Annotated in this window: 22 protein-coding genes; 14 read left to right on the top strand and 8 right to left on the bottom strand. The window is 66.1% G+C overall.

Going from position 1 to position 23,375, the window contains the following annotated elements; genetic code table 11:
• Positions 1 to 14: 14 nt before the first annotated feature.
• Entirely contained in the window at positions 15 to 689 is a 675-nt protein-coding gene (locus J3R73_RS08150; protein ID WP_307424839.1) for a glutathione S-transferase family protein, read from the bottom strand.
• 335 nt (positions 690 to 1,024) lie between these two features.
• A complete protein-coding gene (locus tag J3R73_RS08145) occupies positions 1,025 to 2,638 on the bottom strand; it encodes a rhomboid family intramembrane serine protease (RefSeq protein ID WP_307424835.1) in 1,614 nt (537 codons plus the stop codon).
• Positions 2,639 to 2,916: 278 nt separating this feature from the next.
• On the opposite strand from J3R73_RS08145, the gene J3R73_RS08140 reads away from it, so the two are divergent.
• Positions 2,917 to 4,821 (top strand): DEAD/DEAH box helicase, encoded by a 1,905-nt coding sequence (locus J3R73_RS08140; RefSeq protein ID WP_370879869.1) that lies wholly within the window; start codon positions 2,917 to 2,919, stop codon positions 4,819 to 4,821.
• A 183-nt stretch (positions 4,822 to 5,004) separates the two neighbouring features.
• Here J3R73_RS08140 and J3R73_RS08135 read toward each other — a convergent pair whose 3' ends face one another.
• On the bottom strand, positions 5,005 to 5,916 hold the full coding sequence (locus tag J3R73_RS08135) for a S1C family serine protease (protein ID WP_307424832.1): 912 nt from the start codon (positions 5,914 to 5,916) through the stop codon (positions 5,005 to 5,007).
• 242 nt (positions 5,917 to 6,158) lie between these two features.
• On the opposite strand from J3R73_RS08135, the gene J3R73_RS08130 reads away from it, so the two are divergent.
• Together J3R73_RS08130 and J3R73_RS08125 are read left to right on the top strand one after the other, a co-directional pair.
• Positions 6,159 to 6,983 (top strand): CoA transferase subunit A, encoded by an 825-nt coding sequence (locus tag J3R73_RS08130; RefSeq protein WP_307424829.1) that lies wholly within the window; start codon positions 6,159 to 6,161, stop codon positions 6,981 to 6,983.
• 11 nt (positions 6,984 to 6,994) lie between these two features.
• Positions 6,995 to 7,771: a CoA transferase gene (locus J3R73_RS08125; RefSeq protein ID WP_307424827.1), complete on the top strand. Its 777-nt coding sequence runs from the start codon at positions 6,995 to 6,997 to the stop codon at positions 7,769 to 7,771.
• Between the two features lie 17 nt (positions 7,772 to 7,788).
• Here the strand turns inward: J3R73_RS08125 and J3R73_RS08120 are convergent, their stop codons facing one another.
• From J3R73_RS08120 to J3R73_RS31510, 3 genes are all read right to left on the bottom strand, one after another.
• Positions 7,789 to 8,274 carry a VOC family protein gene (locus tag J3R73_RS08120; RefSeq protein ID WP_307424824.1) on the bottom strand — a complete coding sequence of 162 codons (486 nt, stop codon included), beginning with the start codon at positions 8,272 to 8,274 and terminating at the stop codon, positions 7,789 to 7,791.
• Positions 8,275 to 8,573: 299 nt separating this feature from the next.
• Positions 8,574 to 8,813, bottom strand: coding sequence for a hypothetical protein (locus tag J3R73_RS08115; RefSeq protein ID WP_307424821.1), 240 nt, complete (start codon positions 8,811 to 8,813; stop codon positions 8,574 to 8,576).
• Complete coding sequence (locus J3R73_RS31510; protein WP_370879868.1) at positions 8,804 to 9,427, bottom strand: SLATT domain-containing protein; 624 nt, start codon at positions 9,425 to 9,427, stop codon at positions 8,804 to 8,806. Before J3R73_RS31510 ends, J3R73_RS08115 begins: the two co-directional genes overlap by 10 nt.
• A gap of 109 nt (positions 9,428 to 9,536) precedes the next feature.
• On the opposite strand from J3R73_RS31510, the gene J3R73_RS08110 reads away from it, so the two are divergent.
• From J3R73_RS08110 to J3R73_RS08065, 10 genes are all read left to right on the top strand, one after another.
• On the top strand, positions 9,537 to 11,363 hold the full coding sequence (locus J3R73_RS08110) for an RNA-directed DNA polymerase (RefSeq protein WP_307424819.1): 1,827 nt from the start codon (positions 9,537 to 9,539) through the stop codon (positions 11,361 to 11,363).
• A 195-nt stretch (positions 11,364 to 11,558) separates the two neighbouring features.
• Positions 11,559 to 12,713, top strand: a complete 1,155-nt coding sequence (locus J3R73_RS08105; protein WP_307424816.1) for a TIGR03364 family FAD-dependent oxidoreductase — start codon at positions 11,559 to 11,561, stop codon at positions 12,711 to 12,713.
• A gap of 218 nt (positions 12,714 to 12,931) precedes the next feature.
• Entirely contained in the window at positions 12,932 to 13,972 is a 1,041-nt protein-coding gene (locus J3R73_RS08100) for a 2-aminoethylphosphonate ABC transporter substrate-binding protein (protein WP_307424813.1), read from the top strand.
• A 203-nt stretch (positions 13,973 to 14,175) separates the two neighbouring features.
• Complete coding sequence (locus J3R73_RS08095; protein WP_307424811.1) at positions 14,176 to 15,333, top strand: ABC transporter ATP-binding protein; 1,158 nt, start codon at positions 14,176 to 14,178, stop codon at positions 15,331 to 15,333.
• Positions 15,334 to 16,230: a 2-aminoethylphosphonate ABC transporter permease subunit gene (locus J3R73_RS08090; RefSeq protein WP_307424808.1), complete on the top strand. Its 897-nt coding sequence runs from the start codon at positions 15,334 to 15,336 to the stop codon at positions 16,228 to 16,230.
• On the top strand, positions 16,214 to 17,014 hold the full coding sequence (locus tag J3R73_RS08085) for an ABC transporter permease subunit (RefSeq protein WP_307424803.1): 801 nt from the start codon (positions 16,214 to 16,216) through the stop codon (positions 17,012 to 17,014). Before J3R73_RS08090 ends, J3R73_RS08085 begins: the two co-directional genes overlap by 17 nt.
• A 73-nt stretch (positions 17,015 to 17,087) precedes the next feature.
• On the top strand, positions 17,088 to 17,900 hold the full coding sequence (gene phnX, locus J3R73_RS08080) for a phosphonoacetaldehyde hydrolase (protein ID WP_370879866.1): 813 nt from the start codon (positions 17,088 to 17,090) through the stop codon (positions 17,898 to 17,900).
• Positions 17,897 to 19,249 (top strand): (R)-1-hydroxy-2-aminoethylphosphonate ammonia-lyase, encoded by a 1,353-nt coding sequence (gene pbfA / locus J3R73_RS08075; RefSeq protein WP_307424798.1) that lies wholly within the window; start codon positions 17,897 to 17,899, stop codon positions 19,247 to 19,249. Before phnX ends, pbfA begins: the two co-directional genes overlap by 4 nt.
• A 212-nt stretch (positions 19,250 to 19,461) precedes the next feature.
• A complete protein-coding gene (locus tag J3R73_RS08070; RefSeq protein WP_307424794.1) occupies positions 19,462 to 19,722 on the top strand; it encodes a type II toxin-antitoxin system ParD family antitoxin in 261 nt (86 codons plus the stop codon).
• Positions 19,722 to 20,021, top strand: coding sequence for a type II toxin-antitoxin system RelE/ParE family toxin (locus J3R73_RS08065; protein WP_307424791.1), 300 nt, complete (start codon positions 19,722 to 19,724; stop codon positions 20,019 to 20,021). Before J3R73_RS08070 ends, J3R73_RS08065 begins: the two co-directional genes overlap by 1 nt.
• Before the next feature lie 142 nt (positions 20,022 to 20,163).
• Here the strand turns inward: J3R73_RS08065 and J3R73_RS08060 are convergent, their stop codons facing one another.
• The gene (locus J3R73_RS08060; protein ID WP_307424787.1) at positions 20,164 to 21,222 is read right to left on the bottom strand and encodes a calcium:cation antiporter family protein; all 1,059 of its coding nucleotides are present in this window, start codon (positions 21,220 to 21,222) and stop codon (positions 20,164 to 20,166) included.
• 110 nt (positions 21,223 to 21,332) lie between these two features.
• On the bottom strand, positions 21,333 to 21,947 hold the full coding sequence (locus J3R73_RS08055) for a TIGR02466 family protein (protein WP_307424785.1): 615 nt from the start codon (positions 21,945 to 21,947) through the stop codon (positions 21,333 to 21,335).
• Positions 21,948 to 22,106: 159 nt separating this feature from the next.
• On the opposite strand from J3R73_RS08055, the gene J3R73_RS08050 reads away from it, so the two are divergent.
• A complete protein-coding gene (locus J3R73_RS08050) occupies positions 22,107 to 22,889 on the top strand; it encodes a hypothetical protein (protein ID WP_307424783.1) in 783 nt (260 codons plus the stop codon).
• Positions 22,890 to 23,375: the final 486 nt, after the last annotated feature.

Below are 23,375 nucleotides of genomic sequence, written 5' to 3'. Positions count from 1 at the left end.
CGAGCGAAGACCGGTCAGGCCGCCTTCAGGATCTGCGCATCGTGCAGGCGCAGGCGCCCCAGGAAGAGATCGATGAAGTCGGCGGGAACGGCGGCCTTGACGCTCGGACGCGCCGCCAGCGCCTTGCTCCAGGCCTTGACCCTCGGGAAGGCGTCGAGCAGGCCGGTCCGGTGGATCGTCTCGATCGCGTCGATCTGGCGGAAGGCCGGCGCGAAGACGGCGTCGACATAGCTGAAATCGGCGCCGGCGAAATAGGGTCCCTCGCCCAGCGTCTCCTCCAGGCGGCCGAGCTTGGCCACGAGCGCCTCGCGCGCCGTCGCGAGGTCGGCCGCGGTCCCGGCCGTGGTCAGGCGCCAGATGTCGCCGATCACCGTCGAACCGAACTCCATCCAGGCGCGATGCCGGGCCCGATCCACCGCATCGGCCGGGTGCAGCCTGGCGCCGGGGGCGGTCTCCTCCAGGAATTCGACGATGACCGAGCTTTCGAAGATCACCGCCTCGGGCTGGCCGGGCCGCTCGACCCGCAGCACCGGCACCTTGCCGAGCGGCGAGATCGCCAGGAACCAGTCGGGCTTGGCGGCGAGGTCGATATAGACGACGTCGAAATCGACGTTCTTCTCCTTCAGCGCGATGATGGCGCGCTGCACGAAGGGACAGGTGGGGAAGCTGATCAGGGTGAGCTTGGTCATGGCAATGGCTACTCGATGGGGAAAGGGATAAGGCGGCAAACACCATCACATCATTCGATATTTATCGAACAAGCACAAGCCGCCGGTCGGGCATTCCCGGGTGCGCGGACGTCCCGCTCTGGGCGCTGAGATATCGAACCTGCCGCCCTCTCCCAGCCGGGAGAAGGAAAATCGCGCCATTTTCTGCGAACTTAGCGCCCATGGACGTCCCGTCCTCTCCGGGAAACGCAGAGCGTGCGGGAGAGCAAGAGGTCGATCGGTGATCGACCCTCCATCGCGCGCTTATCCAGGCGCATGGGGAGGGACGTCCGCCCACCCCGGGAAATACCCGGCCCTCAGGGGCAGAGCCGCCGCTGCGCGAGCAGGTCTGCGAAATAGCGGGTCGCCACGGCGCCGCAGACCGGCTTCGCGGTTTTCGCCGCCTCGTCCGTCCGGCCTTCCTCATAGAGGATGGCGGCGAGGAAGGCAGTGAGGTTGGCTTCGAACTCCGGCGTGAAATCGTTACGCAGGATCTCCTTTTCCGCCAGCGCCGCGCGCAGCTGCGCTTCGGCGCCCGCCCGGTCGCCGGCCTGCGACAGCATCAGCGCCCGCACGAAGCGCACGCGCGGATCGTGGGGATAGCGGGCCTCGGCGGCCGGGGCTTCGGCGATCTGCGCCTTGATGTCGGCCGGCCAGTCGGCGGCCAGCAGGCCCTGCCGCCGATAGCCCTCGGCGAGCGGAACGGCGGCGCCGGCCGCCACCGCGAAGAACAGCGCCCCGAGCGCGGCGCCGGCATTGGCCCAGCGCGGGCGCGGACGATAGCCGGGCCACAGCGCCAGCAGCACGAGTCCCATGGCGGCGCCGGCGGCGGCCCCGCCCGCATGGGCGCCGTAGTCGATCCGCGAGCCCTCCCGGGCCGCGTTGAAGAAGGGCAGCAGCGCCGGCAGCAGGCCGTAGACGGTGCGGGCCTGCAGGCGCGACCGCAGGACGCCCGCCGGCATGCGGAAGGAGGCGATCAGGCCGGCGGCGAACAGGCCGACGATGCCGCCGGAAGCGCCGACGCCGATGAGGTCGTGCGGATTGACGGCGAGCGAGGCCAGCGAGCCGCCGAGAGCGCTGATCGCGAAGACGCCCGCCATCCAGCGCCAGCCGATCAGCGGCTCCAGCACGCGCCCGATCAGGAACAGAGCGAGGACGTTGAAGAAGATATGGACGGCGTCGGCATGGAGCAGCGGCGCGGTGAACAGGCGCCACCATTGCCCGCCGTCGACGACGAGCGGATAGCTCAGGCCGCCGAAGGCCTGGAGCGTGCGCAGCGACGGCGTCAGCAGGCCCGCCGTCCTGTCGAGGCCGAGGCCGGCCTCGCCGGCGAAGATCGCGGCCAGCAGGGCGATCAGGGCGAAGGTGAGGACGGGTGCCCGCCGCCTGTCGGCGATCTCGCGCCGCCTCGGCGCGAGCCTGGCCTCGTCGAGGCGGGGCGCGCCGAGCAGTCTCTCCATCGCCCGCCTCGGGCCGAAGCGGCCGCCGAAGGCCATGTTGGTCCAGGCCTGCCGCGTCTCGGTATCGAGAAGCCAGGCCCGGAGCACGCTCTTCGACGACAGGCCCTCGCGCCGGTAGGGCGCCAGGCGCGCCATGTTCGGCAGATCGACGACGCCGGGACCGATCTCGTAGACGGTGATCGTCACCGGCAGGCCGGCGCGTGCCGCCCGCCCGGCACGCGGACGGCAGGCCTGAGCGACGGCCGCGGTTTCCTCCGCAGACAGGCCGAAGCTGCGCTCGGGATCTGCCTCGCGGTCGACGATGGCCGCGATCTCGAGGCCGGCCCCACCGGTCCTGACGAGCACCTGGTCGCAGGCCCGCGCCAGAGGCTGCAATTCGGGCTGGGTCCCCGCGGCGTATCCGCGCCGGGCGATCAGATAGCGGGCGAAATAGGCCGCAAAGGTTTCGCCCGGGGCCGCCGATCCGTGCATGCGCTTGCCGCTCCTTCGATTCCCTCTTCCTTTCGGCAGCCTGCAGCGCCTTTGCAACCGATTTTGCGTGGGCCGCGCCGATTTGCCCGCCCGCTCCCGGCGCATGGCCGCATCCCGCCTTCACGCTCGCTTTTGCGCTTCATTTGCTGTATGTGCACCGCAACAGGTGAACCAACGCGAGAATCGGTCTTTGCATCCGGCATGCCGGATCCCGTCCGGCGGTCCGCTTCCCGCATTCCGATTCCCTTCAGGCTTTCCGCCCTCCGACAGGTTTTTCCGTGACGTTACCCCCCATGAATCCGGCGCTGCGACAGGCCCTGGCCGAACGCAGCTATGATGAATTGACGCCGGTTCAATCCGCCGTCATGGCCGACGAGACCGCCGGCCGCGACTTGCTGGTCTCCGCGCAGACCGGCTCCGGCAAGACGGTCGCCTATGGCCTCGCCATCGCCGCCGACCTCCTCGGCGACGACCCGACCTTCGAGGAGGCCCATCTCCCCCTCGCCTTGGTGATCGCGCCGACGCGCGAACTCGCCATCCAGGTCGAGCGCGAGCTCACCTGGCTGTACCAGAAGGCGGGCGGGCGCATCGTCTCCTGCGTCGGCGGCATGGATCCGCGGCGCGAGCGCCGCCTCCTCGCCGACGGCGCCCATATCGTGGTCGGCACGCCCGGCCGGCTGCGCGACCATATCGAGCGCCGCGGCATCGATCTGTCCGCCCTCAGGGCGGTGGTGCTCGACGAAGCCGACGAGATGCTCGACCTCGGCTTCCGCGAGGACCTCGAATTCATCCTGAAGGCGGCTCCCGAGGACCGGCGCACGCTGCTGTTCTCCGCGACCATGCCCAAGGGCATCGTCGCCATTGCGCGCGAATACCAGAAGAACGCGCTGCGCATCGAGGTGAAGACCGCCGAGCGCGCCCATGCCGACATCGAATACCGCGCCATCCGCATCGCGCCGAAGGAGACCGAGCACGCCGTCGTCAACCTCTTGCGCCTGATCGCGCCGCCGACGGCGATCGTGTTCTGCAACACGCGCGAATCGGTGCGCCATCTGCATGCGACGCTGCGCGAGCGCGGCTTTTCCGTCGTGCTGCTGTCGGGCGAGCTCGGCCAGCACGAGCGCAACCAGGCCCTGCAGGCCCTGCGCGACGGCCATGCCCAGGTCTGCATCGCCACCGACGTGGCGGCGCGCGGCATCGACCTGCCCAATCTCGGCCTCGTCATCCATGCCGACCTGCCGCATGACGTCGAGAAGATGCAGCACCGTTCCGGCCGCACCGGCCGCGCCGGCCGCAAGGGCATCAGCGCGCTGCTGGTGCCGATGTCGCGCCGCCGCAAGGCCGAGATGATGCTGAACCAGGCCGGCATCAAGCCGGTATGGGCCGGCCCGCCCCAGGCCGACGAGATCCGCCGGCTCGACCGCGAGCGCATGCTCGACGATCCCCTGCTGACCGAACCGGCCGGCGAGGAGGATCTCGCCATCGGCAAGCTGCTGCTGGAGAACCGCCGCCCCGAGGACATCGCCGCCGCCCTCGCCCGCGTCTACCGTTCGCGCCTGCCCGAGCCGGAGGAAGTGACCGATCCCGGCCAGGGCTTCGAGCGCCGCGACAGCCGCCAGAAGCCGTCGCGCTTCGAACGGGACGATCGTCCGGCGCGTTTCGAGCGCGACGACAGGCCGCCGCGTTTCGAGAAGAGCGACCGCCCGGCCCGGTTCGAACGACCGGAGCGCCAGGAACGGACCGAACGTCCCGAGCGGGCCGAGCGCCCCGAGCGCCCCGAGCGGACCGAACGCGCGCCCCGTTTCGAACGCGACGATGCCGGCCCGCCCGACAGCGGCGAGATGACGCTGTTCCGCCTGAGCATCGGCCGCCGCAACAATGCCGATCCGAAATGGATCCTGCCGATGCTGTGCCGCCGCGGCGGCGTCAAGCGCCGCGACATCGGCACGATCCGCATCCTCGACAACGAGACGGTGGTGGAGATCTCCAAGGAAGCCTCGGAGCATTTCGCGGCCAATGTCCGCAAGCCGGACGAGGAGAACATCCGCATCCAGCCCTATCGCGACCACGGCGGCGAGGAGCCCCGGGACGCCCGCCCCCCGCGCGAGCGCAGCACCGAAGCCCGGGAGCCCAGGTCGCCCCGCGCGGGCGGATCGCCCCGCAGGGGTCGCGCCAAGGAATGACGGGCCGACAGGGGCCGGGATAGGGGATCAGCCGCCTTCTCCCGGGCCGGACTCGACGCGGATAAGCCGATATCCGCACCTCGATTGTCGAAGTTCAGGCCCTCATCCGGCGCTTCGCGCCACCTTCTCCCGACCCGGGAGAAGAAAAATCGCGCTCTGTTCTGCAGGCCAGCGGCCCGCCCCTCAATGCAGGCGCGGCCGCTTCAGGAAGCTGCCGCGGTCGGCGGAGCGGACGCGGACCCACAGGCTGCGCCCCTCGCGCACCACCTCGATCGGGATCTCGGTCCCGGCGGGGCCGCTGCTCCACACCTTGCGGTAGAAATCGGCGAGGCCGTCGATGCCGAGGTCGCGCACGCCGGCGACGACGTCGCCCTGGCGCAGGCCGGCCGAAGCGGCCGGGCTCTTGCCGGCGACGTTGGCGAGCACGACCTTGCCGTCGCTTTCCGCCGAGTAGACGCCGAGCCAGGGCCGCGGCGGCTTGTTGACCTGGCCATAGGCCAGGAGGTCGTCGAGGATCGGCGGCAGCAGGTCGATCGGCACGATCATGTTGATGTCCTGCGTCTTGCCGCTGCCGGCCATCTGCTGCATCAGCAGGGAACCGATGCCGAGGAGCCTGCCCTCGGCATCGAGCAGGCCGGCGCCGCCCCACAGGGGATGGGCGGGGGCGACGAAGATCGCCTCGTCGAGCAGATATTCCCAATAGCCGGCGAATTCCTGCTTGCCGATGATGCTGGACTGCACGAAGGGCGCGCGTCCGCCGCCGGCGATGACGACGGAATCGCCCCGCCGGGCCTCACCCGACCGTCCGAGTTCGATGGCCGGCAGGTCGAGCTGGTCGAGCGCCTGCACCAGCCCGAAGCCGGTCTCCTGGTCATAGGCGAGCGCATGGGCCGGGACGACCCGCCCGCCGGAACTCGTCAGCCAGATGTTCTCGGCCTCGGTGATCAGGTAGCCGATGGTGAGGACGAGGCCGCTCTCGCGGATGACCACGCCGCTGCCCACCCTTTCCGTCCCCAGGCTGGCTGCCGTGAAGCCGTCCTCCGGAATGGTGGCATGGAGGGCGACGACGGATTGGAGAGCGTGATCGAGGTCCAATCCTTACTCCTTTGGTAAGCGACGACAGCCGGAAGAGGCCCTGTAGAACTAAGCCGCAATCGCGCCGACGCAAGATCCGATTTCGCGGCGCCAGGCGAACACCGGCAACGCGCCGGGTGGCCTTGCGGTTTCCGGCCGCCGCGAAGGGAATGCTGGATTTCGTCTCGGGGGGATGGTCATTGTGCAGCGAACCGGCCGCGGCCGGCTTCCGACACGCTCATGCCTGCCACGAGGCCCCGCCGATGTCTTCCAACCTGCAGCAATGGGCCGAACTGATCACGCCGGGATCGCGGCTGGCGCTGCCCGCCGACTATGCCGGCGTGTCGATGGCGATGACCCGCGCCATCATCGCCGCCGGGCCGGATAATCTCCACCTCGTCTGCGTGCCGACCGGCGGGATGCAGGCCGACATGCTGATCGGCGCCGGCCTGGTGTCCTCGATCGAGACGAGCGCCGTGTCGCTGGGCGAAGCCGGCGGAGCGCCCCGTTTTACCGATGCGGTCGGTCGAGGCGCGCTCGCCATCCGGGATGCGACCTGCCCGGCGGTGCATGCCGGCCTGATGGCGGCCCAGAAAGGCGTGCCCTTCATGCCGATCCGGGGGCTGATCGGTTCGGATGTCCTGGCCAACCGGCCGGATTGGACGGTGATCGACAATCCCATGGCCGCCGATCCCGATCCGATCGTCCTCGTTCCCGCCATTCACGTCGACTTCGCCATCTTCCATGCGCCGCTGGCGGACCGGGCCGGCAATGTCTGGATCGGCCGGCGGCGCGAACTCGCCGCCATGGCCTATGCCGCCCGGAGCGTCCTCGCCACCGTCGAGCGCATCACCGAGGACGACCTCCTCGATAGCGAGATCCTGGCGGCGGGCGTGCTGCCCTCGCTCTATGTCCGCGGCGTCGCGGTCGCGCCGCGCGGCGCCCGGCCCTACGGCCTGTGGGGCGAGTATGCCGCCGACACCGCCGAGCTCAAGCGCTATGCGAAGGCCGCGCGCAGCCAGGCCGGCTTCGACGACTATCTCGCCGGCTTCATGCGGGACGACAGCGCCGTCGGGGCCGCGCCATGAAGGGGAACGCCATGAAGGGGAACGCCATCGCCCCGCCCGTCACGCCGCGCGAACTCCTGATCGTGACCATCGCACGGCTGCTCGACGGTACCCGCCACGTCGCCGTCGGCGCCTCCTCGCCGATCCCGGCCGCCGGCGCCATGCTGCTGCGCGCCCTGAAGGAAGGCAGCGGCGAGGCGCCCGTGCGGCTCTCGATCCTGGGCTCGGTCAGGCACAATTTCTTCACCAATGGCGGCGCCGAACTGTTCGACTGCGCCGCGCAGGGGCGCATCGACGCCTTCTTCCTCGGCGGCGGCCAGATCGACGGCCACGGCAACATCAATCTCGTCGGCACCGGGCCCTATCCGACGTCGGCGGTGCGCTGGCCGGGCTCGTTCGGCTCCGCCTTTCTCTATTACGTCATCCCCCGCGTCATTCTCTTCCGCGAGGAGCATACGCGAAGGGTCCTCGTCGATCGCGTCGATTTCATCAGCGCGCCCGGCGCGAGCGACAGCGGCGTCTACCGGACAGGCGGCCCCCATGCCCTGCTCACCGGGCGAGGCCTGTTCTCCTTCGACAAGACGCGGCGCGGCTTCCGGCTCGAATCGATCCACCCCGGCCACAGCCTGCCGGAAATCGTGGCCGAGACCGGCTTCGCCTTCGAGCACGATGCCGAGACGGCCTCGACGCAATTGCCCTGCGCCCGCACCCTGGATCTCCTCCGCAGCCGGGTGTTCGACGAATTGGCGGAGACCTATCCCGATTTCGCCCGGCAGCTGCACGACGATACGGCGATCCGGGCCGGCTGACCGCCGCGGGATCGGCCCTACGCCCCCGCCCCGCGCCGGGCCGCCTCGATCGCGGCGACGTCGATCTTGTGCATCGTCATCATGGCATCGAAGGCGCGCTTGGCCTCGGCGCCGCCGGCCGCCATCGCCTCCATCAGAACGCGTGGCGTGATCTGCCAGGAGACGCCCCACTGGTCCTTGCACCAGCCGCAGGCGCTCTCCTGGCCGCCATGGCCGACGATGGCGTTCCAGTAGCGGTCGGTCTCTTCCTGGTCGTCGGTGGAAATCTGGAACGAGAAGGCTTCATTGTGCTTGATCGCCGGCCCGCCATTGAGGCCGAGGCAGGCAATGCCGGCGACGGTGAATTCGACCATGAGCACGTCGCCTTCCTTGCCCGACGGATAGTCGCCCGGGGCGCGGTGGACGGCGTGCACGCCGCTGTCGGGAAAGATCCCGGCATAGAAGCGGGCCGCTTCCTCGGCCTCCTTGTCGTACCACAGGCAGATCGTGTTCTTGGCGACCATCGCTCGTCCCTCCCTTTCCAGCCGGTGCCGGTCCGGCGTTGCACGCATTCCGGGCAGGCGCCGCGAACAGGGAATGCGTCCGCGCCATCCGAGGTTCCCCAAGGGTATCACGCCCCCGCCTTTCGAGGCCAGGGGGCGAGCAAGCCCGGCCACGCTGTCATCCCGTGCGCATGGCACCCCGCAGGGGTGCGATGCAGACACGGAACCGCAAGCCGAAAAGAGCGCCTCTATCGGCCCGACGGTCCCGGATCTGCGAAGCGTCACTTCGTGCCGCATCGCGTCCGGGATGACCCCCGCCCTCACCGCCCGATGCGCCGCGCCACGGCGGAAACGAGATCGCCGAGCACGGCATCGAAGGGCGCGCCGCCGGTCTCGACGCTCAGATCGGCAAAGGCCTGCGCGCCATAACCCTCCCCGATCATCGCCCGGATGCGTGCCTGCTCCTCCACGCCGAAGCGGCGGCCGCGTCCGAGCGCGGTGATCTGTTCATAGGAGGCCCGGAGAGGCTGTTTGGAAACGCGGCGATAGATCACCTCCATATAATATAATATACAATCGCTCCTAATAGAGGCGCCAGCATCGCGAACAAATATGTCATCCAGACTCTCAAACAAATTACCACTCGCGCGATAGCTCTGGTAATTATACACTTTACCCACCACTCGTTGAACTGCCTCGGATTAGACATCTGAAATATTCTGTAGTCCATGTCTCGATGATTATTAGGATATTTCTCTAGTATATTCGAATAACGACGATCGAATTCAGCAACCTCTTCTTGGGAAATTCCCTCATCCTCGTAACGAACGGAAATCTCTCCATATAATCTACCAATCTCCAAGGCAGAGGAATTCATTGCCTCTGCCGCTCCGAGATAATCCCGAGAGAATTCAATTAAGCTAAACGCAATAATACAAACTGAAAGGACGACATTAGCCGCATTTATCACCTTAAGGTCAATGTGATTTAATTCCGCTTCAAATAGCAAAGCTACTAGAGAGAGAGCAATTACGTAAATGGAAAGTACACTTATAGACCAAATTGACAGCAAATTTTGGCCTCTATATCGCGCCTGGGCAACGAACCGTGACCCACGCGTCTTCCACATTCGAGAACGTAAAGCTTTCGCCGCTTCTTTTGATTCCGCACTCATTATCCCTTAGCCTTAACCGATTCGTCTGCCCTATGTGTATATGCCCCTAAAAGGGCGGGCACCATGTTAAAGAACGTGAACGTCCTAATACGAATGTTGGAATCAAAAAGTGCGATCACCTCGTTTTTCCCTCCGAGAGAAAGAGTTACAAGATTTGTTTCGACCGAGTGCGTTGAAACGCACTTGGCGTGAAGATATTCGAACTAAGCTTCGTGAGAGAATGCTGCCGGATCCGATTGAAAATTTGGACTTTCATGTTGATCTAGACAACAACTGTAGACGAATTTCAGCTGAAATTTGCGGTGGAACTTATAGACCGCAGCAACCTATTAGAGTTCTGGTTGAAAAATCTAAGGGGATTTGCCGGCAGATCGCGCTGCCAACCGTTGACGACTCTCTTGTACTTCAGAGGCTTTCTGATGCACTCTTTCATTCTATTCGTGGCAAGGCTCCCTCCCCAAGTGCTTACTTTGAGCCTGATCAAACTCGTTTTAGAGGTAGGCGCTTCGATGGCCCCGACTATGGTAGTTTTGCCGCTTGGTTGAAATTTAAAGATAAAATTTATGACATGATCGAAGTGAATAAATTCATCGTGGTGACGGATATCGCCAATTATTATGACTGCATTGGATACGTTCTTTTAAGAAATGTAATTTCATCATATATTTCCGCCAGCGAAGCGACTCTGGATCTTTTGATTTTTACATTAGATGGAATGCTTTGGCAGCCTGATTATATGCCTAGGGTGGATATAGGCTTACCACAAATAGATCTAGACGCACCAAGAATACTTGCACATTGCTTTCTATACGATTTGGATGCCTACGTTACCAAAAAAGGCGTAAGCTATACTAGGTACATGGATGATATAAAACTTGGCGTTTGGTCTATATCTGAAGGAAAGTCTCTACTTCGTGATATAGATATTATTTTGCATACGCGTCATGTTCGCTTAAATTCAGGGAAAACAATAATTTTGAGTGCAACCGAAGCTATTAGATACTTCTGTGTTGACGAAAATAGGCGAATTGATAAGTTTGAGCGTTACATAGATCGAAAGATCACCGGCGGAAAACCTTTAGTAAAAATAGCATATTTACTTTCAAAAATTATCAAACAAATTGTCATCCGAGGCCATTTTAAAGACGGTTGGGGAGAGAAGATAGTTAAGAGACTTTTTGGTTTGGCTAAGATCGCGAAGGCTAATCTACCGCTTGCTCCATTACGGCAAATTCTTAAGGATCGTCCCGGCTGTAGACAGGCGGTCTTGGACTACTTGGCGTCACGTCCACTTACGAAAAAGTGGCTTGATCTGTTGAGATCTTATATTGAAGATCCTGAAATTGTGGATGACGCTGCAATTATTAAAGCGGCAGGTACAATTGTCGATATGACTTCAACGGGAAGGAGATACGAGGCCGTTGAGATAAGGGGCATCAGTCGTTCAATTGCAAGAAGAGGAAATTTTGGCTTTTATGCTGCAATCTGGTTGCTTTCAAAATACGGTGCGCCCGGCGTCATACTTTCACTTATTGAAGACGGCTACGATGTTTGGCGAAATGATCGACAGTTCGGAAGAATGGTAGCTGGCATGTACCCCTTATTTCTTCGGACAAAATATTTTGATAGATTTGAAACATTACTGACGAGTGTGAGCAACAGTGGCGTCGAAGAGGTATTGGATTTTCATAGGCAGCTTAGCGATACATTACGAGGCGCTGGGAGAATTAGATCTATTCTTCGTGCAAAAAACTCTTCTAGAGCTAGCGGAATCACGCATTCTAAATTTCTTATGCTTATAAGTGTTTTTCACAATAATCTTATAAATAATAAGCAAAAGGAAATGTTAGTGAAGATACATTCTAAAGCTTTTCTTGACAGACGATACCGCAAATTGGCTTTACGTTCACTTCCTCCTGCACTTAGAGTTTTTTAAATTTTAGTTACAAAAAATCCGTTTCCTTGTCGATTGTTCGGGCCGCGGTTCGTCCCACCGGGAACAAGAGCGGACGAGACGTCCGCACTCCCGGGAGGCCATCCGCGCCTCCGGCCCACTTTCCTCCGTCACGAAGACGTCGCATAAGGGCGGTTACTGTCCGCCTCCCCTGCCATCTCACCCCGTGCGTATCCCATGTCCGCTTCCGCTCGTTCCTTCGATCTCGCCGTCGTCGGCGCCGGCATTTGCGGGCTGGCCCATGCCCTCGCCGCCGCCCGGCGCGGCAAGCGCGTCGTGGTGTTCGACCGCGACGCCCAGGCCAACGGCGCCTCGATCCGCAATTTCGGCTTCATCACCATCACCGGGCAGCAGGCGGGCGCATGCTGGGCGCGGGCCATGCGCTCGCGCGAGGTCTGGTCCGAGGTCGCCGAAGCCGCGCGCATCCCGGTGCTGCAGCGCGGCCTCCTCACCGTCGCGCGCCGGCCGGAGGCGCGCCGCGTCATCGAGGACTTCCTCGCCACCGAGATGGGCGCCGAATGCCGCCTCGTCGAACCCGCGGGTCTCGCGGACTACGGCGCCGGCCTGCGCGCCGGGCGCTTCGCCGGGGCGCTCTACAGCCCGCACGAGATGCGGGTCGAATCGCGCGAGGCGATCCCGCAGCTCGCCGCCTGGCTCGCCGAACGCCATGGCGTGGTCTTCCACTATCAGACGGCGGTGCATGCCGCTGCGCCGCCGCGGCTCGAAACCAGCGCCGGCGCCTTCGAGGCCGGCGCCGTGGTGGTCTGCCCGGGCGACGATTTCCGCACCCTGCATCCGGAGCGGATCGCCGCCTACGGCCTCCGGCGCTGTCTCCTCCACATGATGCGGCTGGCGCCGGCGGCGTTCGACCCTGCCTTGCCGGCGGTGATGTCCGATCTCGGCATGGTGCGCTATCTCGGCTATGCCGAGCTGCCGGCGGCGGCGGCCCTGGCGCGCCGCCTCGAAGCCGAGCAGGCCGCCCATCTCGACAATGGCGTGCATCTCATCGTCGTGCGCAGCGCCGACGGCTCGCTGGTGGTCGGCGATTCCCATCATTATGCCGCGACGCCGCCGCCCTTCGCGCCGACCCGCGTCGACGATCTCATCCTCGACGAATATGCCGAGGTGTTCGACGGCCCCCTGCCGCCCGTGGTCGAGCGCTGGACCGGCACCTACGCCTCCGCCGCCGACCGCCTGATGCTGGTCGACCGGCCGTCCGACGCCCTGCGCATCGTGCTGATCACCAGCGGCACCGGGGCCAGCACCTCCTTCGCCATCGCCGAGGAGGTGATCGACGAACTCTACGGGTCGGCGCACGGTGTGCCGGCATAACGGCGTCCGGGTCGATCACCGATCGACCTTCTCCTCTCCCGCACGCTCTTCGCTTCCAAGAAGGGCGATCGGTGATCGCCCCTCCCGGCTGCGTTACCGCCCCCTCGCGCGAAGTATTCGCGGCGCGCTGTACCGGTGTTTGTCAACGTCACAATAGCTTCATCTGCGTGCCTTACCGATGCGCGCATCGACGGGATCGATGAACCGGAATGACACCCATGAAGACCTTGCTCGGCGCCGCGCTGCTCTGTGCCACTGCTTTCTCGCCCGCATGCCTGTCGCAGGCCTGGGCCGCTTCGGACGTCGTCACGATCTACAGCGCCGACGGGCTGCATGACGGCACGCCGAACTGGTACCAGAACGAGTTCGACGCCTTCACCAAGGCCACCGGCATCAAGGTGCAGTATATCGAGGGCGGCTCCGGCGGCGTCGTCGAGCGCATCGCCAAGGAAAAGTCCAACCCGCAGGCCGACGTCCTGGTGACGCTGCCGCCCTTCATCCAGCGCGCCGCCGCCGAGGGCCTGCTCCAGGCCTATGAGCCGGCCGGGGCGGACCAGATTCCCGCCGCCGACAAGGATGCCAAGGGCCGCTTCGAGCCCCTCGTCAACAACTACATGAACTTCATCTACAACGGCTCGGTGCTGAAGGACGCGCCCAAGACCTTCGCCGACCTGCTCGATCCGAAGTTCAAGGGCAAGATCCAGTATTCCACGCCCGGCCAGGCCGGCGACGGCACCGCGGTGATGATCGAGGTCTTCCACGCCTATGGCAGCAAGGAAGCCGGCCTCGACTTCCTGAAGAAGCTGCAGGAGAACAATGTCGGCCCCTCCGCCTCCACCGGCAAGCTGACGGCCCTCGTCAACAAGGGCGAGCTCTATGTCGCCAATGGCGACCTGCAGATGAACATGGCGCAGATGGCCGACAATCCGAACATCCGCGTGTTCTGGCCGGCTGGTCCGGACGGCAAGCGCTCGACCTTCGCCCTGCCTTATTATGTCGGCCTCGTGCACGGCGCGCCCAACGGCGACAACGGCAAGAAGCTGATCGACTTCCTGCTCAGCAAGGACGCCCAGTCGGCCGTCAGCTCCGTGGCCATCGGCCTGCCGGTGCGCAAGGACGTCACGCCGACCGACGCGAACTTCCAGAAGATCCATGACGCGATGGACGGCGTCACCGTGTGGACGCCGGCCTGGGACAAGGTCCTGGAGACGCTGAAGGCCGACGTCGCGGCCTGGCAGAAGGCCACGAGCGGCAACTAGAGCGTTTTGTGTTTTGACGGAATCGGCAAAACGCAAAGACGCGTCGAAAAACAAGGAGTGAGAGCAAAGCGCCGTTTCTGCCTAAACGCGCTTTGCTCGAGAGCGTTTCATCTTCGGATCGCATCAGCGAGAATCGCAAAATGCGTTTGATAACAGCACGTTAAATTGGTGGACCGTCCATGCTTGAACGCATTTTGCTTTAGATGACGGCAGCATCGCTCAGCATGCAGGCGGACGCGCAGGCCGGTGCCGCGACGCAGGTCGCCGCCCCGGCGGCCGGCAGCCGCGTCGGCTTCGACGAGGTGACGATCGCCTATGGCGCGTCGACCATCGTCGACCGCCTGACGCTCGACATCGATCCGGGCGAGATCCTCGCTTTGATCGGCCCCTCCGGCTCCGGCAAGACCACGGCCCTGCGCGCCCTCGCCGGCTTCGTGCGGCCCGTGGCCGGCCGGCTCACCATCGGCGATACCGACGTCACCCGCCTGCCGCCCTATGCGCGCGGCATCGGCATGGTGGTGCAGAACTACGCGCTCTTCCCGCATATGAAGGTCGAGGAGAACGTCGCCTTCGGGCTCGACGCCCGCGGGACGGCGCGCGACATCGTGCGCGAGCGCGTGGCCTCGAGCCTGCGCATGGTCGGCATGCTCGACTTCATGGGCCGCTATCCGCGCCAGCTGAGCGGCGGCCAGCAGCAGCGCGTCGCCATCGCCCGCGCGCTGGCGATCCGGCCGCGCGTCCTCCTGCTCGACGAGCCGCTCTCCGCGCTCGATGCCCAGATCCGCCGCACCATGGTGGAGGAACTCGCCAAGCTGCACCGCGAGCTGCCCGGCCTCACCGTGCTCTATGTCACCCATGACCAGGCCGAGGCGCTGACGCTGGCCGACCGCATCGCCATCATGCGGGGCGGCCGCCTCGCCGCGCATGCGCCGTCCAACGCGCTCTACCGCCGCCCGCCCAACCGCTTCGCGGCGGAATTCCTCGGCCGGGCCAATCTCCTCGACGTGTCCGTCGCCGGCCACGAGCAGGGCACGCCCTTCATGCGCGTCCGCTTCGGCGCGGGCACGCTGCTGGCGGCCGCCCATCCGCAGATGGAAGCCGGCGCGAAGGCGCTCCTGTGCGTCCGCCCGCACGACCTCGTGCTGCGCCGCGACGAGATCCATTGCAACGCCGTCACCGGCACGGTGCAGGCCATCCAGTGGCAGGGCGATCTCCATGCGCTCACCGTCGAGGTCGGCGGCAATGCCTCGCCGGTGCGCGTCGTCTCGGCGCCGCTGCGCGAGCCGCCGGCCCCCGGCACCACGGTCGAGCTCTATTTCGCGGCCGAGGACGCGACGCTGATCGCCGACGAGGCGGCCTAGATGGCGGATGTCGCAGCCCAGGCCGGCGCCGCGCCGGCGCCCGGCACCGGCGACCGCAGAGGCCTGCCGGCCGCGGCATGGGTGGTGCCGCCGGCGCTGGTCGTCGCCGCCCTGTTCGCCTATCCGCTGGCGCTGATCATCCAGCAGGCCTTCACCGACGCCGACGGGCTGGCCTCGGCCGCGCCGATCCTCGACGTCCTCGCCTCGCATGCCTTTCTCGGCGCGCTCTTCAACACGCTGGAGATCGCGCTCGCCTCGACGCTGGGCTGCCTCCTGCTCGGCTCGGTGCTGAGCGTCATCTTCTCCTTCGTGCCCTTCCCGGGCGTGGCCTTCGCCGCGCGGCTGATCGACACCTATATCGCCCTGCCGACCTTCCTGGTCACCCTCGCCTTCACCTTCCTCTACGGCTCCGCCGGCCTCCTCAATGCCGGCCTGATGCAGGCGATGCATCTCGACCTGCCGCCGATCCACTTCCTCTATTCGGCCTGGGGCGTCATCCTCGCCGAGACGACGGTGTACACGCCCTTCGTCATGCGCCCGCTGATGGCGGCGTTCTCGCTGCTCGACCGCTCGCAGGTCGAGGTGGCGAGCAGCCTCGGCGCCCGGCCGTCCTATGTGCTGCGCCGCGTCATCATCCCGGCCGCGCTGCCGGCCCTGCTCGCCGGCGGCAGCCTCTGCCTGCTGCTGACGGTGAACGAGTTCGGCATCGTCCTGTTCATCGGCGCCAAGGGGGTGATCACTCTGCCTTTGCTGATCTACGACAAGGCGATCCAGGAATCGGATTATTCCGCCGCCTGCGGCATCGCGATGATCAACATCGCGCTCTCCCTGGCGCTGTTCGCGCTCTATCGCCTCGTCGTCGCCAGGATCGGAAACACCCATGCTGCTGTGGTCTAGCGCCAGCAAGGCGGCGGCCTGGGGCCTCGCCGCCATCCTCGGCCTGGTGATCTATCTGCTGCCTTTGGCGGTCATCCTCCTGGCCAGCGTGGCCGGCCAGTGGAACGACGCTTTGCCCAGCGCCTTCACCCTCGGCCATTACGCCGACGCGCTGCGGGGCGATTCCGCCGGCCTGCTCACCACCAGCCTCGTCACCGGCGCGGCGGCGAGCCTCGCCGCGCTCGTCGTCGGCGCCTGGGCCGCGCTCGCCCTGCGCGGCATGGGCCGCCTGCCCCGCCGCCTGCTGACGCCGCTGTTCTTCATTCCGAGCGCGGTGCCGTCCGTGTCGGTCGGCCTCGGCCTGCTCGTCGCCTTCAGCCAGCCGCCCGTCCTCCTCAACGGCACCGTGGCGATCGTGCTGGTCGCCCATCTCGTGCTGATCTCGGCCTTCACCTTCGGCAATGTCTCGGCCGGGCTGGAGAGGCTGTCGCCGGATTTCGAGCAGGTTGCCGAAAGCCTCGGCGCCCGGCCGTTCTACAAGCTGCGGCGGGTGACGCTGCCGCTGATGATGCCCTATCTGCTCGCGGCCTTCAGCCTGAGCTTCGCGCTGTCGATGGGCGAACTCGGCGCCACCGTCATGGTCTACCCGCCCGGCTGGGTCACCATGCCCGTCGGCATCTTCAGCCTGACCGATCGCGGCGAGGTGTTCCAGGGCGCGGCGCTCACCATGCTCCTCGTCGTCCTCACGCTGTTCGTGCTCGCCGCCGTCTCGAAGATCCCGACGCGGGCTGCCGCGCCGCGATAGGAAATCCCGCCCCTCCGGCGCGCGCCGGGACTATGATAGGGCGCAGCCGCCTCCCGGCCCCATCCAACCCGCGATGAACCCCATGAAACATCTCAAAGCCGTCATTTTCGATTGGGCCGGCACCGTCGTCGACCATGGCTCGCTGGCGCCGATGGGCGCCTTCGTCGACGCCTTCCGGCAGTTCGGCGTCGACGTCACCATCGCGGAGGCGCGCGGCCCGATGGGGATGGCCAAGCGGCCGCATATCGCCGCGATCTTCGCCCTGCCGCGCGTCGCCGCCGCCTGGCAGGCCCGGCACGGCCGGCCGGCGACCGAGGCCGACATCGATGCCCTCTACGAGGTGTTCGTGCCGCGCAACATCGCCTCGGCCGCCCGGCACGCGACGCTCATTCCCGGCGCCGCCGAGACCGCGCGCGGGCTGCGCGCCCTCGGGCTGAAGATCGGCTCCACCACCGGCTATACCAGGGAGATCATGGCCGAGATCCTGCCGGTCGCCGCGCGGCAGGGCTTCGAGCCGGACAGCCTCGTATGCACCGGCGACACCGCACAGGGCCGCCCGACGCCGCTGATGATCTACCGCACCTTGCTGGACCTCGGCATCTGGCCGGCCTGGCACGCCGTGAAGGTCGACGACACCGAGGTCGGCATCGCCGAAGGCCTCAATGCCGGCGCCTGGACCATCGGCGTCGCCGTCAGCGGCAACGTTTTCGGTTACTCCCTGGAGGAGACGCAGGCCTTGCCCGCGCATGACTTCCGGCGCCTGCGGGGCGAGGCCGCCGACAAGCTCCTGGCCGCCGGCGCGCATTACGTCGTCGACAGCGTCGCCGACCTCCTGCCCGTCATCCACGCCGTCGAAGGGCGGCTGGCGCGCGGAGAGCGGCCGTGACGGCGGCCGAGGAGGACCCGGCACCGAGCGAGGGCGACGTCAACCGCTCGCCCGCCCGCGCCGCCTGGCGGGCCGGGCTGGCGCCTGCCACCGTCGCGCTGCTGGACGCCGACGAGCGCCATTTCCTGCACCAGTCGCTGTCGACGCCCTGCCTCGACGTGCTCGAACGCGCCGAGGGCGCCGTGCTCACCGATGTCGAGGGCCGGCAGATCCTCGATTTCCACGGCAACAGCGTCCACCAGCTCGGCCACGGCCATCCGCGGGTGGTCGCCGCGATCAAGGCGGAGCTGGACCGCCTGCCCTTCTGCCCGCGCCGCTACACCAACCGCACCGCCATCGCGCTGGCGGCCCGCCTCGCCGCGCTCGCGCCCGATCCGCTCGACAAGGTGCTGTTCGCCCCCAGCGGCGCCGCCGCCATCGGCATGGCGCTCAAGCTGGCGCGCTACGCCACCGGCCGCCACAAGACGCTGTCGATGTGGGACAGCTTCCACGGCGCCACGCTCGACGCCATCTCGGTCGGCGGCGAGGCGCTGTTCCGCCGCGACCTCGGCCCGATGATGCCGGGCACGGAGCATCTGCCGCCGCTCGGCCTGGCCGAACGCTTCTTCGGCGGCGGCGGCGACGCCTTCGAGCGCTTCGCCGACTATATCGACTATGTGCTGGAAGTGCAGGGCGACGTCGCCGCCCTGCTGGCCGAGCCGATGCGCTGGACAACGGTCGAGCCGCCGCCGGCCGATTTCTGGCCGAGAGTGCGCGAGAGCTGCACGCGCCACGGCACGCTGCTGATCTTCGACGAGATCCCGAGCTGCCTCGGGCGCACCGGCACGATGTTCGTGTGCGAGCAGGCCGGCGCGACGCCGGACATCCTCGTCATCGGCAAGGGCCTCGGTGGCGGCATCATGCCGATGGCGGCGATCATCGCCGATGCGCGGCTCGACTGCGCGCCGCAGGCGGCCCTCGGCCACTATACCCATGAGAAGAGTCCCGTCGGCTGCGCCGCCGCGCTGGCGACGCTCGACGTGCTGGAAGAGGAGGACCTGCTGGCGAGGGCGCGTGCGCTCGGCGCGGCCGGCCTCGAACGGCTCGCCGCGATCAAGGCGCGCCACGCCTGCGTGCGGGACGTCCGGGGCGTCGGCGCCTATTTCGGCGTCGAGATCGGCGGGACGGATACGCGCGAGGCCAACGCCAGGGCCGACCGGCTGCTCTATGCCTGCCTCGAACGCGGCCTCAGCTTCAAGCTCGGCGGCGGCACTGTCGTCACGCTCTGCCCGCCCTTGACGATCACGGACGCCGAACTGGCGAAGGCCTTCGACATCCTGGACGCCGCCTTGGCCGAGATCGACGTGTAGTCCCGGGTGCGCGGACGTCCCGTCCGCCTCTTCCCCTCCTGCACCCCCAGCGGTTCGGAAAGCGGACAGGACGTCCGCGCACGTGGGATCGACCCACAAGCCGATCTCCGCCCCACCAGATCCTCGGCCTCCTCGGTCGGCAGCGGTCCGGCCCGCCCGGTGTTGATAATAGTTATTGGCTGATGCTACGATATCGAGAGGAGGACGGTGAAATGGCATCGAGTGCAGAGCTTGGTCCCCACCTGGAATCGTTCGTGGATAGCTTGGTGAAGACGGGCCGCTACCGTTCGCGCAGCGAAGTCATGCGCGAAGGCGTTCGCCTGGTCGAGGAACGCGAAAAGCGCCTGGCGGCACTGGATGCCGCCATTGCGCGGGGGATTGCCGATGCCGATGCCGGACGAGGCAAGCCGGCGAGCGTCGTGTTTGACCGTCTCGAAGCCAAATATGCCGCTGCTGCCCGCCGCAAAGACTGATGCGGGTTATCATACAGCCCCAGGCCGAGGCGGACCTGGAGGAGATCGTCGACTACATCGCCCGAGATGCGCCCCTGCGTGCCTTCAGTTTTGCCCGGGAACTGCGCGAGCGTTGCGAAAGCCTGGCTGACATGGCTTTGGCCTTTCCTCTGGTACCGCGGTACGAGCACAAGGGTGTACGCCGTCGGCCTCATGGCAACTATCTCATTTTCTACCGGGTTGCCGTCGACCAGATTGACGTCCTTCACGTTCTCAACGGCGCGCAGGACTATGAGGCCATCTTGTTTCCCGCAGAGTGAAACTGGCGGATGAGCCCGCTCCGGACGCCCCTGCCTGCCAACCTCCGACGGGCGTCGGGCTCGATGGGCTTTCCCGTTTCGATGCCGAACGGCTTGATGTGCTTATCCCGATCCCTATCGGCATGATGTCCGCGCGCCCAGGTCACCCCCACCAGAAGATGGCGGCGATGATGACGTAGAGCCCGACCAGGGCGGCGCCGTCGACCATGTCGGCACGCCCGTCCGCGGTGACCACCACGCCGATGATCGCCGCCAGCATCATCGCCACCGCCAGCATCGGCGGGATGACGAGGGTGAAGGGCACGCCGCCCATGACATAGCTGGCGAAGACCAGCACGGGAATGAGCGCCACCGCGACCTGCAGCGAGCTGTTGAGGATCACGCTGATGGCGAGGTCGGCGCGGTTGCGGGCGGCGAGCTGGATGCCCACCACATTCTCCACGGCATTGCCGACGATGGCGACGATGACGAGGCCGGCGAAGGCCTGGGACATGCCGAGCGCCTCGATCGCCGGCGACAAGGCCTCCACGAACCAGTCGGACACGAACAGGGCGGCGATACCGGCGAGCGCGAGCACGGCCAGGGCCAGCCAGAGCGGCCAGTGATCGCCCGTCTCGTGCACATCGGCCGGGACCGTGCGCTGGCTCCCCTCCAGCGTCGCCAGGACCGAGACGACGAACACCACCAGCAGCACGCCGGCGCAGACGAGGGCGAGCTTGTCCTCGTGCCCGCCGGCCGGCAGATGCAGCAGCGAGGCGAGCGTCGGCAGCAGCAGCGCCGAGACGGCGAGCAGCAGCAGGGCGGCGATCATGCGCGGCCCGGCCGCGTCGAAGACCAGGACCTTGTGGCGGGCGCTGCCGACCAGGAAGGCGAGGCCGAGCACGAGCAGGCTGTTGCCGAGGATCGAGCCGATCAGCGAGGCCTGCACCACCGTGACGAGGCCGGCCTTGAGCGCGAAGATGCTGACGCAGAGCTCCGGCAGGTTTCCGACCGCCGATTGCACGATGCCGGTCGCCGCGGGGCTCATATAGGCGCCGAGGTGGTCGGTCGATTCGCCGATGGTCGCCGCCAGCCCGCCGAGGGCGACGGCACCGACGACGAAGACGGCGACATAGGACGATCCGGTGAAATGCAGCACGCCGGCCAGAACCGAAGCGGCGAGCGCGACGGCGATCTTGGCGAGATCCCCTCTGGAAAACATCGATACCCCCTGCCCCGGCAGGCTGCCGCCCTGCCCGACGCCATCCAAGCCCAAATCGGTGAAATATTGATGGAGGCCGGTCGAACCGGGTTGCGGCAGGACGGCGCGCCTCAGCGCCACCGATAGTTGAAGCTGACGCTGATACGCTCGTCGGCCGACTGGTTGAGCGGCACCTCATGGCGCAGCCAGCTCTCCCACAGCAGCACGGTGCCGGGCTGCGGCGCCTCGTAGACGAAGGGCCTCTGCTCCGCGGAGGCCTTGGCCTTGCGGGGCGGCGCCGCCATCATCAGGCCGAGCCGGGGATCCTCCAGCTTCAGCGCGCTGGACCCCTTGGGGGTGGCGACGTAATAGGTGCCCGAGATCACCGAGCGCGGATGGATATGGGAGGTGTGCACCCCGCCTTCCGGCAGGATGTTGACCCAGATGTCGTCGAGCTTCAGCCTGTCACGGCCGAGATCGAATTCGAGCTCCCTGGCGAAGGCGGCGACCTGGATGTCGAGCGCCTTCACCAGCCTCTTGATCGCCGGGAAGCGCCAGGGCAGGTCGTTGAGCGAGGCATAGGAAGTGTAGCCGGCATAGCCGTGCCTGCGGCACCAGGCCTGGCCGGCCTCGTCGTCCTCGGCGAGCGAGCGGCAGGTGGCGTCGATCTCGGCGAGCGGCGCCTGCGTCTCGTCGAGTTCGGCGCGGAAGAGCTTGGTGACGAAGAGGGTCTGGATCTGGGCCATGCGAAGCCATTGGCGCGCGGGCCCTCCTCTGTCAAGCCATGCGGGTACGGCACCGTCCCGGGGCTGCGGACATCCTGTCCCCCCTGCCTTTCACGCGTGCCGGGGTGACAGGGACCCGGATTCCCCCTATGCCGGACCGTCTCCCCGCGGAGCCCGCCGATGTGGCCATTTCGTCGCAAGACCCTGCTCGATGCCGACGCCGCGCAATGGCATCTCGACAATTTCGCCTGGCTGGCGCGCAGCTTCCCGGGGCGCGCGCGCCCGGCGGGCGGGCGCCCGATCGTGCCCGGCGACGGCTGCTTCGTCACGGATGGCGAGACCGGCCACGCGCTCGCCGAACGCCTGTTCGAGCAGGTGCAGCGCTATGGCGGCTTTGCCGGATCCGGCATCGTGCTCGTCGCGGATGACGGCCTGCCGCCAGATGGCGCCGGCCCTTTTCCGATCGTCCACGGCAAGCATGCCGTCGGCACCTATAGCTGGGGCGGCCGGATCGGCACCGTCGCCGATAACAGGCCGCGGATCTCCTACGCCTCCAAGCTGCTGGCCGATCCCCAATCCTTCATCGCGACCATGGCGCATGAACTCGCCCACCACCTCCTGCGCGCCCCGACGGCGGAGCCGCCGCCGATCGACGAGGATGAGGATGAGCATCTGACCGATCTCGCCGCGGTCTATCTCGGCTTCGGCGTGTTTCTCGCCAACAGCGCCTTCACCATGCGCACGCTCCCCGATGGCTGGAGCTATTCGCGGCAGGGCTATCTGCCCGAGCAGGATTTGGTCTTCACCACGGCGATCCATCTGGCGGTCACCCGCTCCGATCCGGCGCCGGCCAAGCGCTATCTCAAGCCGCATCTCGCGCTGATGCTGCAGACGGCGATGGACGACCTGAAGCCGCGCAGCCGGGAGATCGCGGCGATGCGCGCCTCCGATCCGATGGCATGAGCGCTCATAAGAAGCTCTCGGGCAGGCCGCGGCCCAAAAAAAATCGGCCGGGACGAACCCGGCCGAGCTTGGACAAAATCCAAAAGTCACCATCCAGAGGGGAACGTCAGCGGCTCAAGGTCGCCACCGGGAGGATGATGGCCCGAACTGCTGACAGTTGAAAGAATAGGCCTGCCCCCCACGCCGAACAATCCCCTCCTGCACATGCCGGCCCTGCGTGCCGCGCATGGATGCAACTGCCGCCAAAAAAGCATCTTTCTTGCATAAAACTTAATCAACGGCCTCGGCACTGCCTCTTGACACCTCAGACCAGCCCAAAAGGGGTCGACGCATGAAGATTTGTGATGGCGGGGATTGCGAGATATTATCGAGCACGCCGTGAGCCGCCGGACGGTCCTCTACGAAACATAAAACGCGGCAGGCGCGGCTTTGTTCCGCGTGCCTGGAACGGCAGCGCGCGGGGTTCAGGGTTGCGAATTCAGGCTG

This window comes from Labrys monachus, from assembly GCF_030814655.1.
GTDB lineage: Bacteria > Pseudomonadota > Alphaproteobacteria > Rhizobiales > Labraceae > Labrys > Labrys monacha.
The sequence above is the reverse complement of the archived record's forward strand: the minus strand, read 5'-3'. Positions and strand labels throughout refer to the sequence as shown.

Excerpts from the sequence above, each read along its gene's own strand:
- J3R73_RS08150 (WP_307424839.1), bottom strand. The coding sequence starts at position 689 with ATGACCAAGCTCACCCTGATCAGCTTCCCCACCTGTCCCTTCGTGCAG.
- J3R73_RS08145 (WP_307424835.1), bottom strand. The coding sequence starts at position 2,638 with ATGCACGGATCGGCGGCCCCGGGCGAAACCTTTGCGGCCTATTTCGCC.
- J3R73_RS08130 (WP_307424829.1), top strand. The coding sequence starts at position 6,159 with ATGTCTTCCAACCTGCAGCAATGGGCCGAACTGATCACGCCGGGATCG.
- J3R73_RS08125 (WP_307424827.1), top strand. The coding sequence starts at position 6,995 with ATGAAGGGGAACGCCATCGCCCCGCCCGTCACGCCGCGCGAACTCCTG.
- J3R73_RS08120 (WP_307424824.1), bottom strand. The coding sequence starts at position 8,274 with ATGGTCGCCAAGAACACGATCTGCCTGTGGTACGACAAGGAGGCCGAG.
- J3R73_RS08115 (WP_307424821.1), bottom strand. The coding sequence starts at position 8,813 with ATGGAGGTGATCTATCGCCGCGTTTCCAAACAGCCTCTCCGGGCCTCC.
- J3R73_RS31510 (WP_370879868.1), bottom strand. The coding sequence starts at position 9,427 with ATGAGTGCGGAATCAAAAGAAGCGGCGAAAGCTTTACGTTCTCGAATG.
- J3R73_RS08105 (WP_307424816.1), top strand. The coding sequence starts at position 11,559 with ATGTCCGCTTCCGCTCGTTCCTTCGATCTCGCCGTCGTCGGCGCCGGC.
- J3R73_RS08100 (WP_307424813.1), top strand. The coding sequence starts at position 12,932 with ATGAAGACCTTGCTCGGCGCCGCGCTGCTCTGTGCCACTGCTTTCTCG.
- J3R73_RS08095 (WP_307424811.1), top strand. The coding sequence starts at position 14,176 with ATGACGGCAGCATCGCTCAGCATGCAGGCGGACGCGCAGGCCGGTGCC.
- J3R73_RS08090 (WP_307424808.1), top strand. The coding sequence starts at position 15,334 with ATGGCGGATGTCGCAGCCCAGGCCGGCGCCGCGCCGGCGCCCGGCACC.
- J3R73_RS08085 (WP_307424803.1), top strand. The coding sequence starts at position 16,214 with ATGCTGCTGTGGTCTAGCGCCAGCAAGGCGGCGGCCTGGGGCCTCGCC.
- phnX (WP_370879866.1), top strand. The coding sequence starts at position 17,088 with ATGAACCCCATGAAACATCTCAAAGCCGTCATTTTCGATTGGGCCGGC.
- J3R73_RS08070 (WP_307424794.1), top strand. The coding sequence starts at position 19,462 with ATGGCATCGAGTGCAGAGCTTGGTCCCCACCTGGAATCGTTCGTGGAT.
- J3R73_RS08065 (WP_307424791.1), top strand. The coding sequence starts at position 19,722 with ATGCGGGTTATCATACAGCCCCAGGCCGAGGCGGACCTGGAGGAGATC.
- J3R73_RS08060 (WP_307424787.1), bottom strand. The coding sequence starts at position 21,222 with ATGTTTTCCAGAGGGGATCTCGCCAAGATCGCCGTCGCGCTCGCCGCT.
- J3R73_RS08055 (WP_307424785.1), bottom strand. The coding sequence starts at position 21,947 with ATGGCCCAGATCCAGACCCTCTTCGTCACCAAGCTCTTCCGCGCCGAA.
- J3R73_RS08050 (WP_307424783.1), top strand. The coding sequence starts at position 22,107 with ATGTGGCCATTTCGTCGCAAGACCCTGCTCGATGCCGACGCCGCGCAA.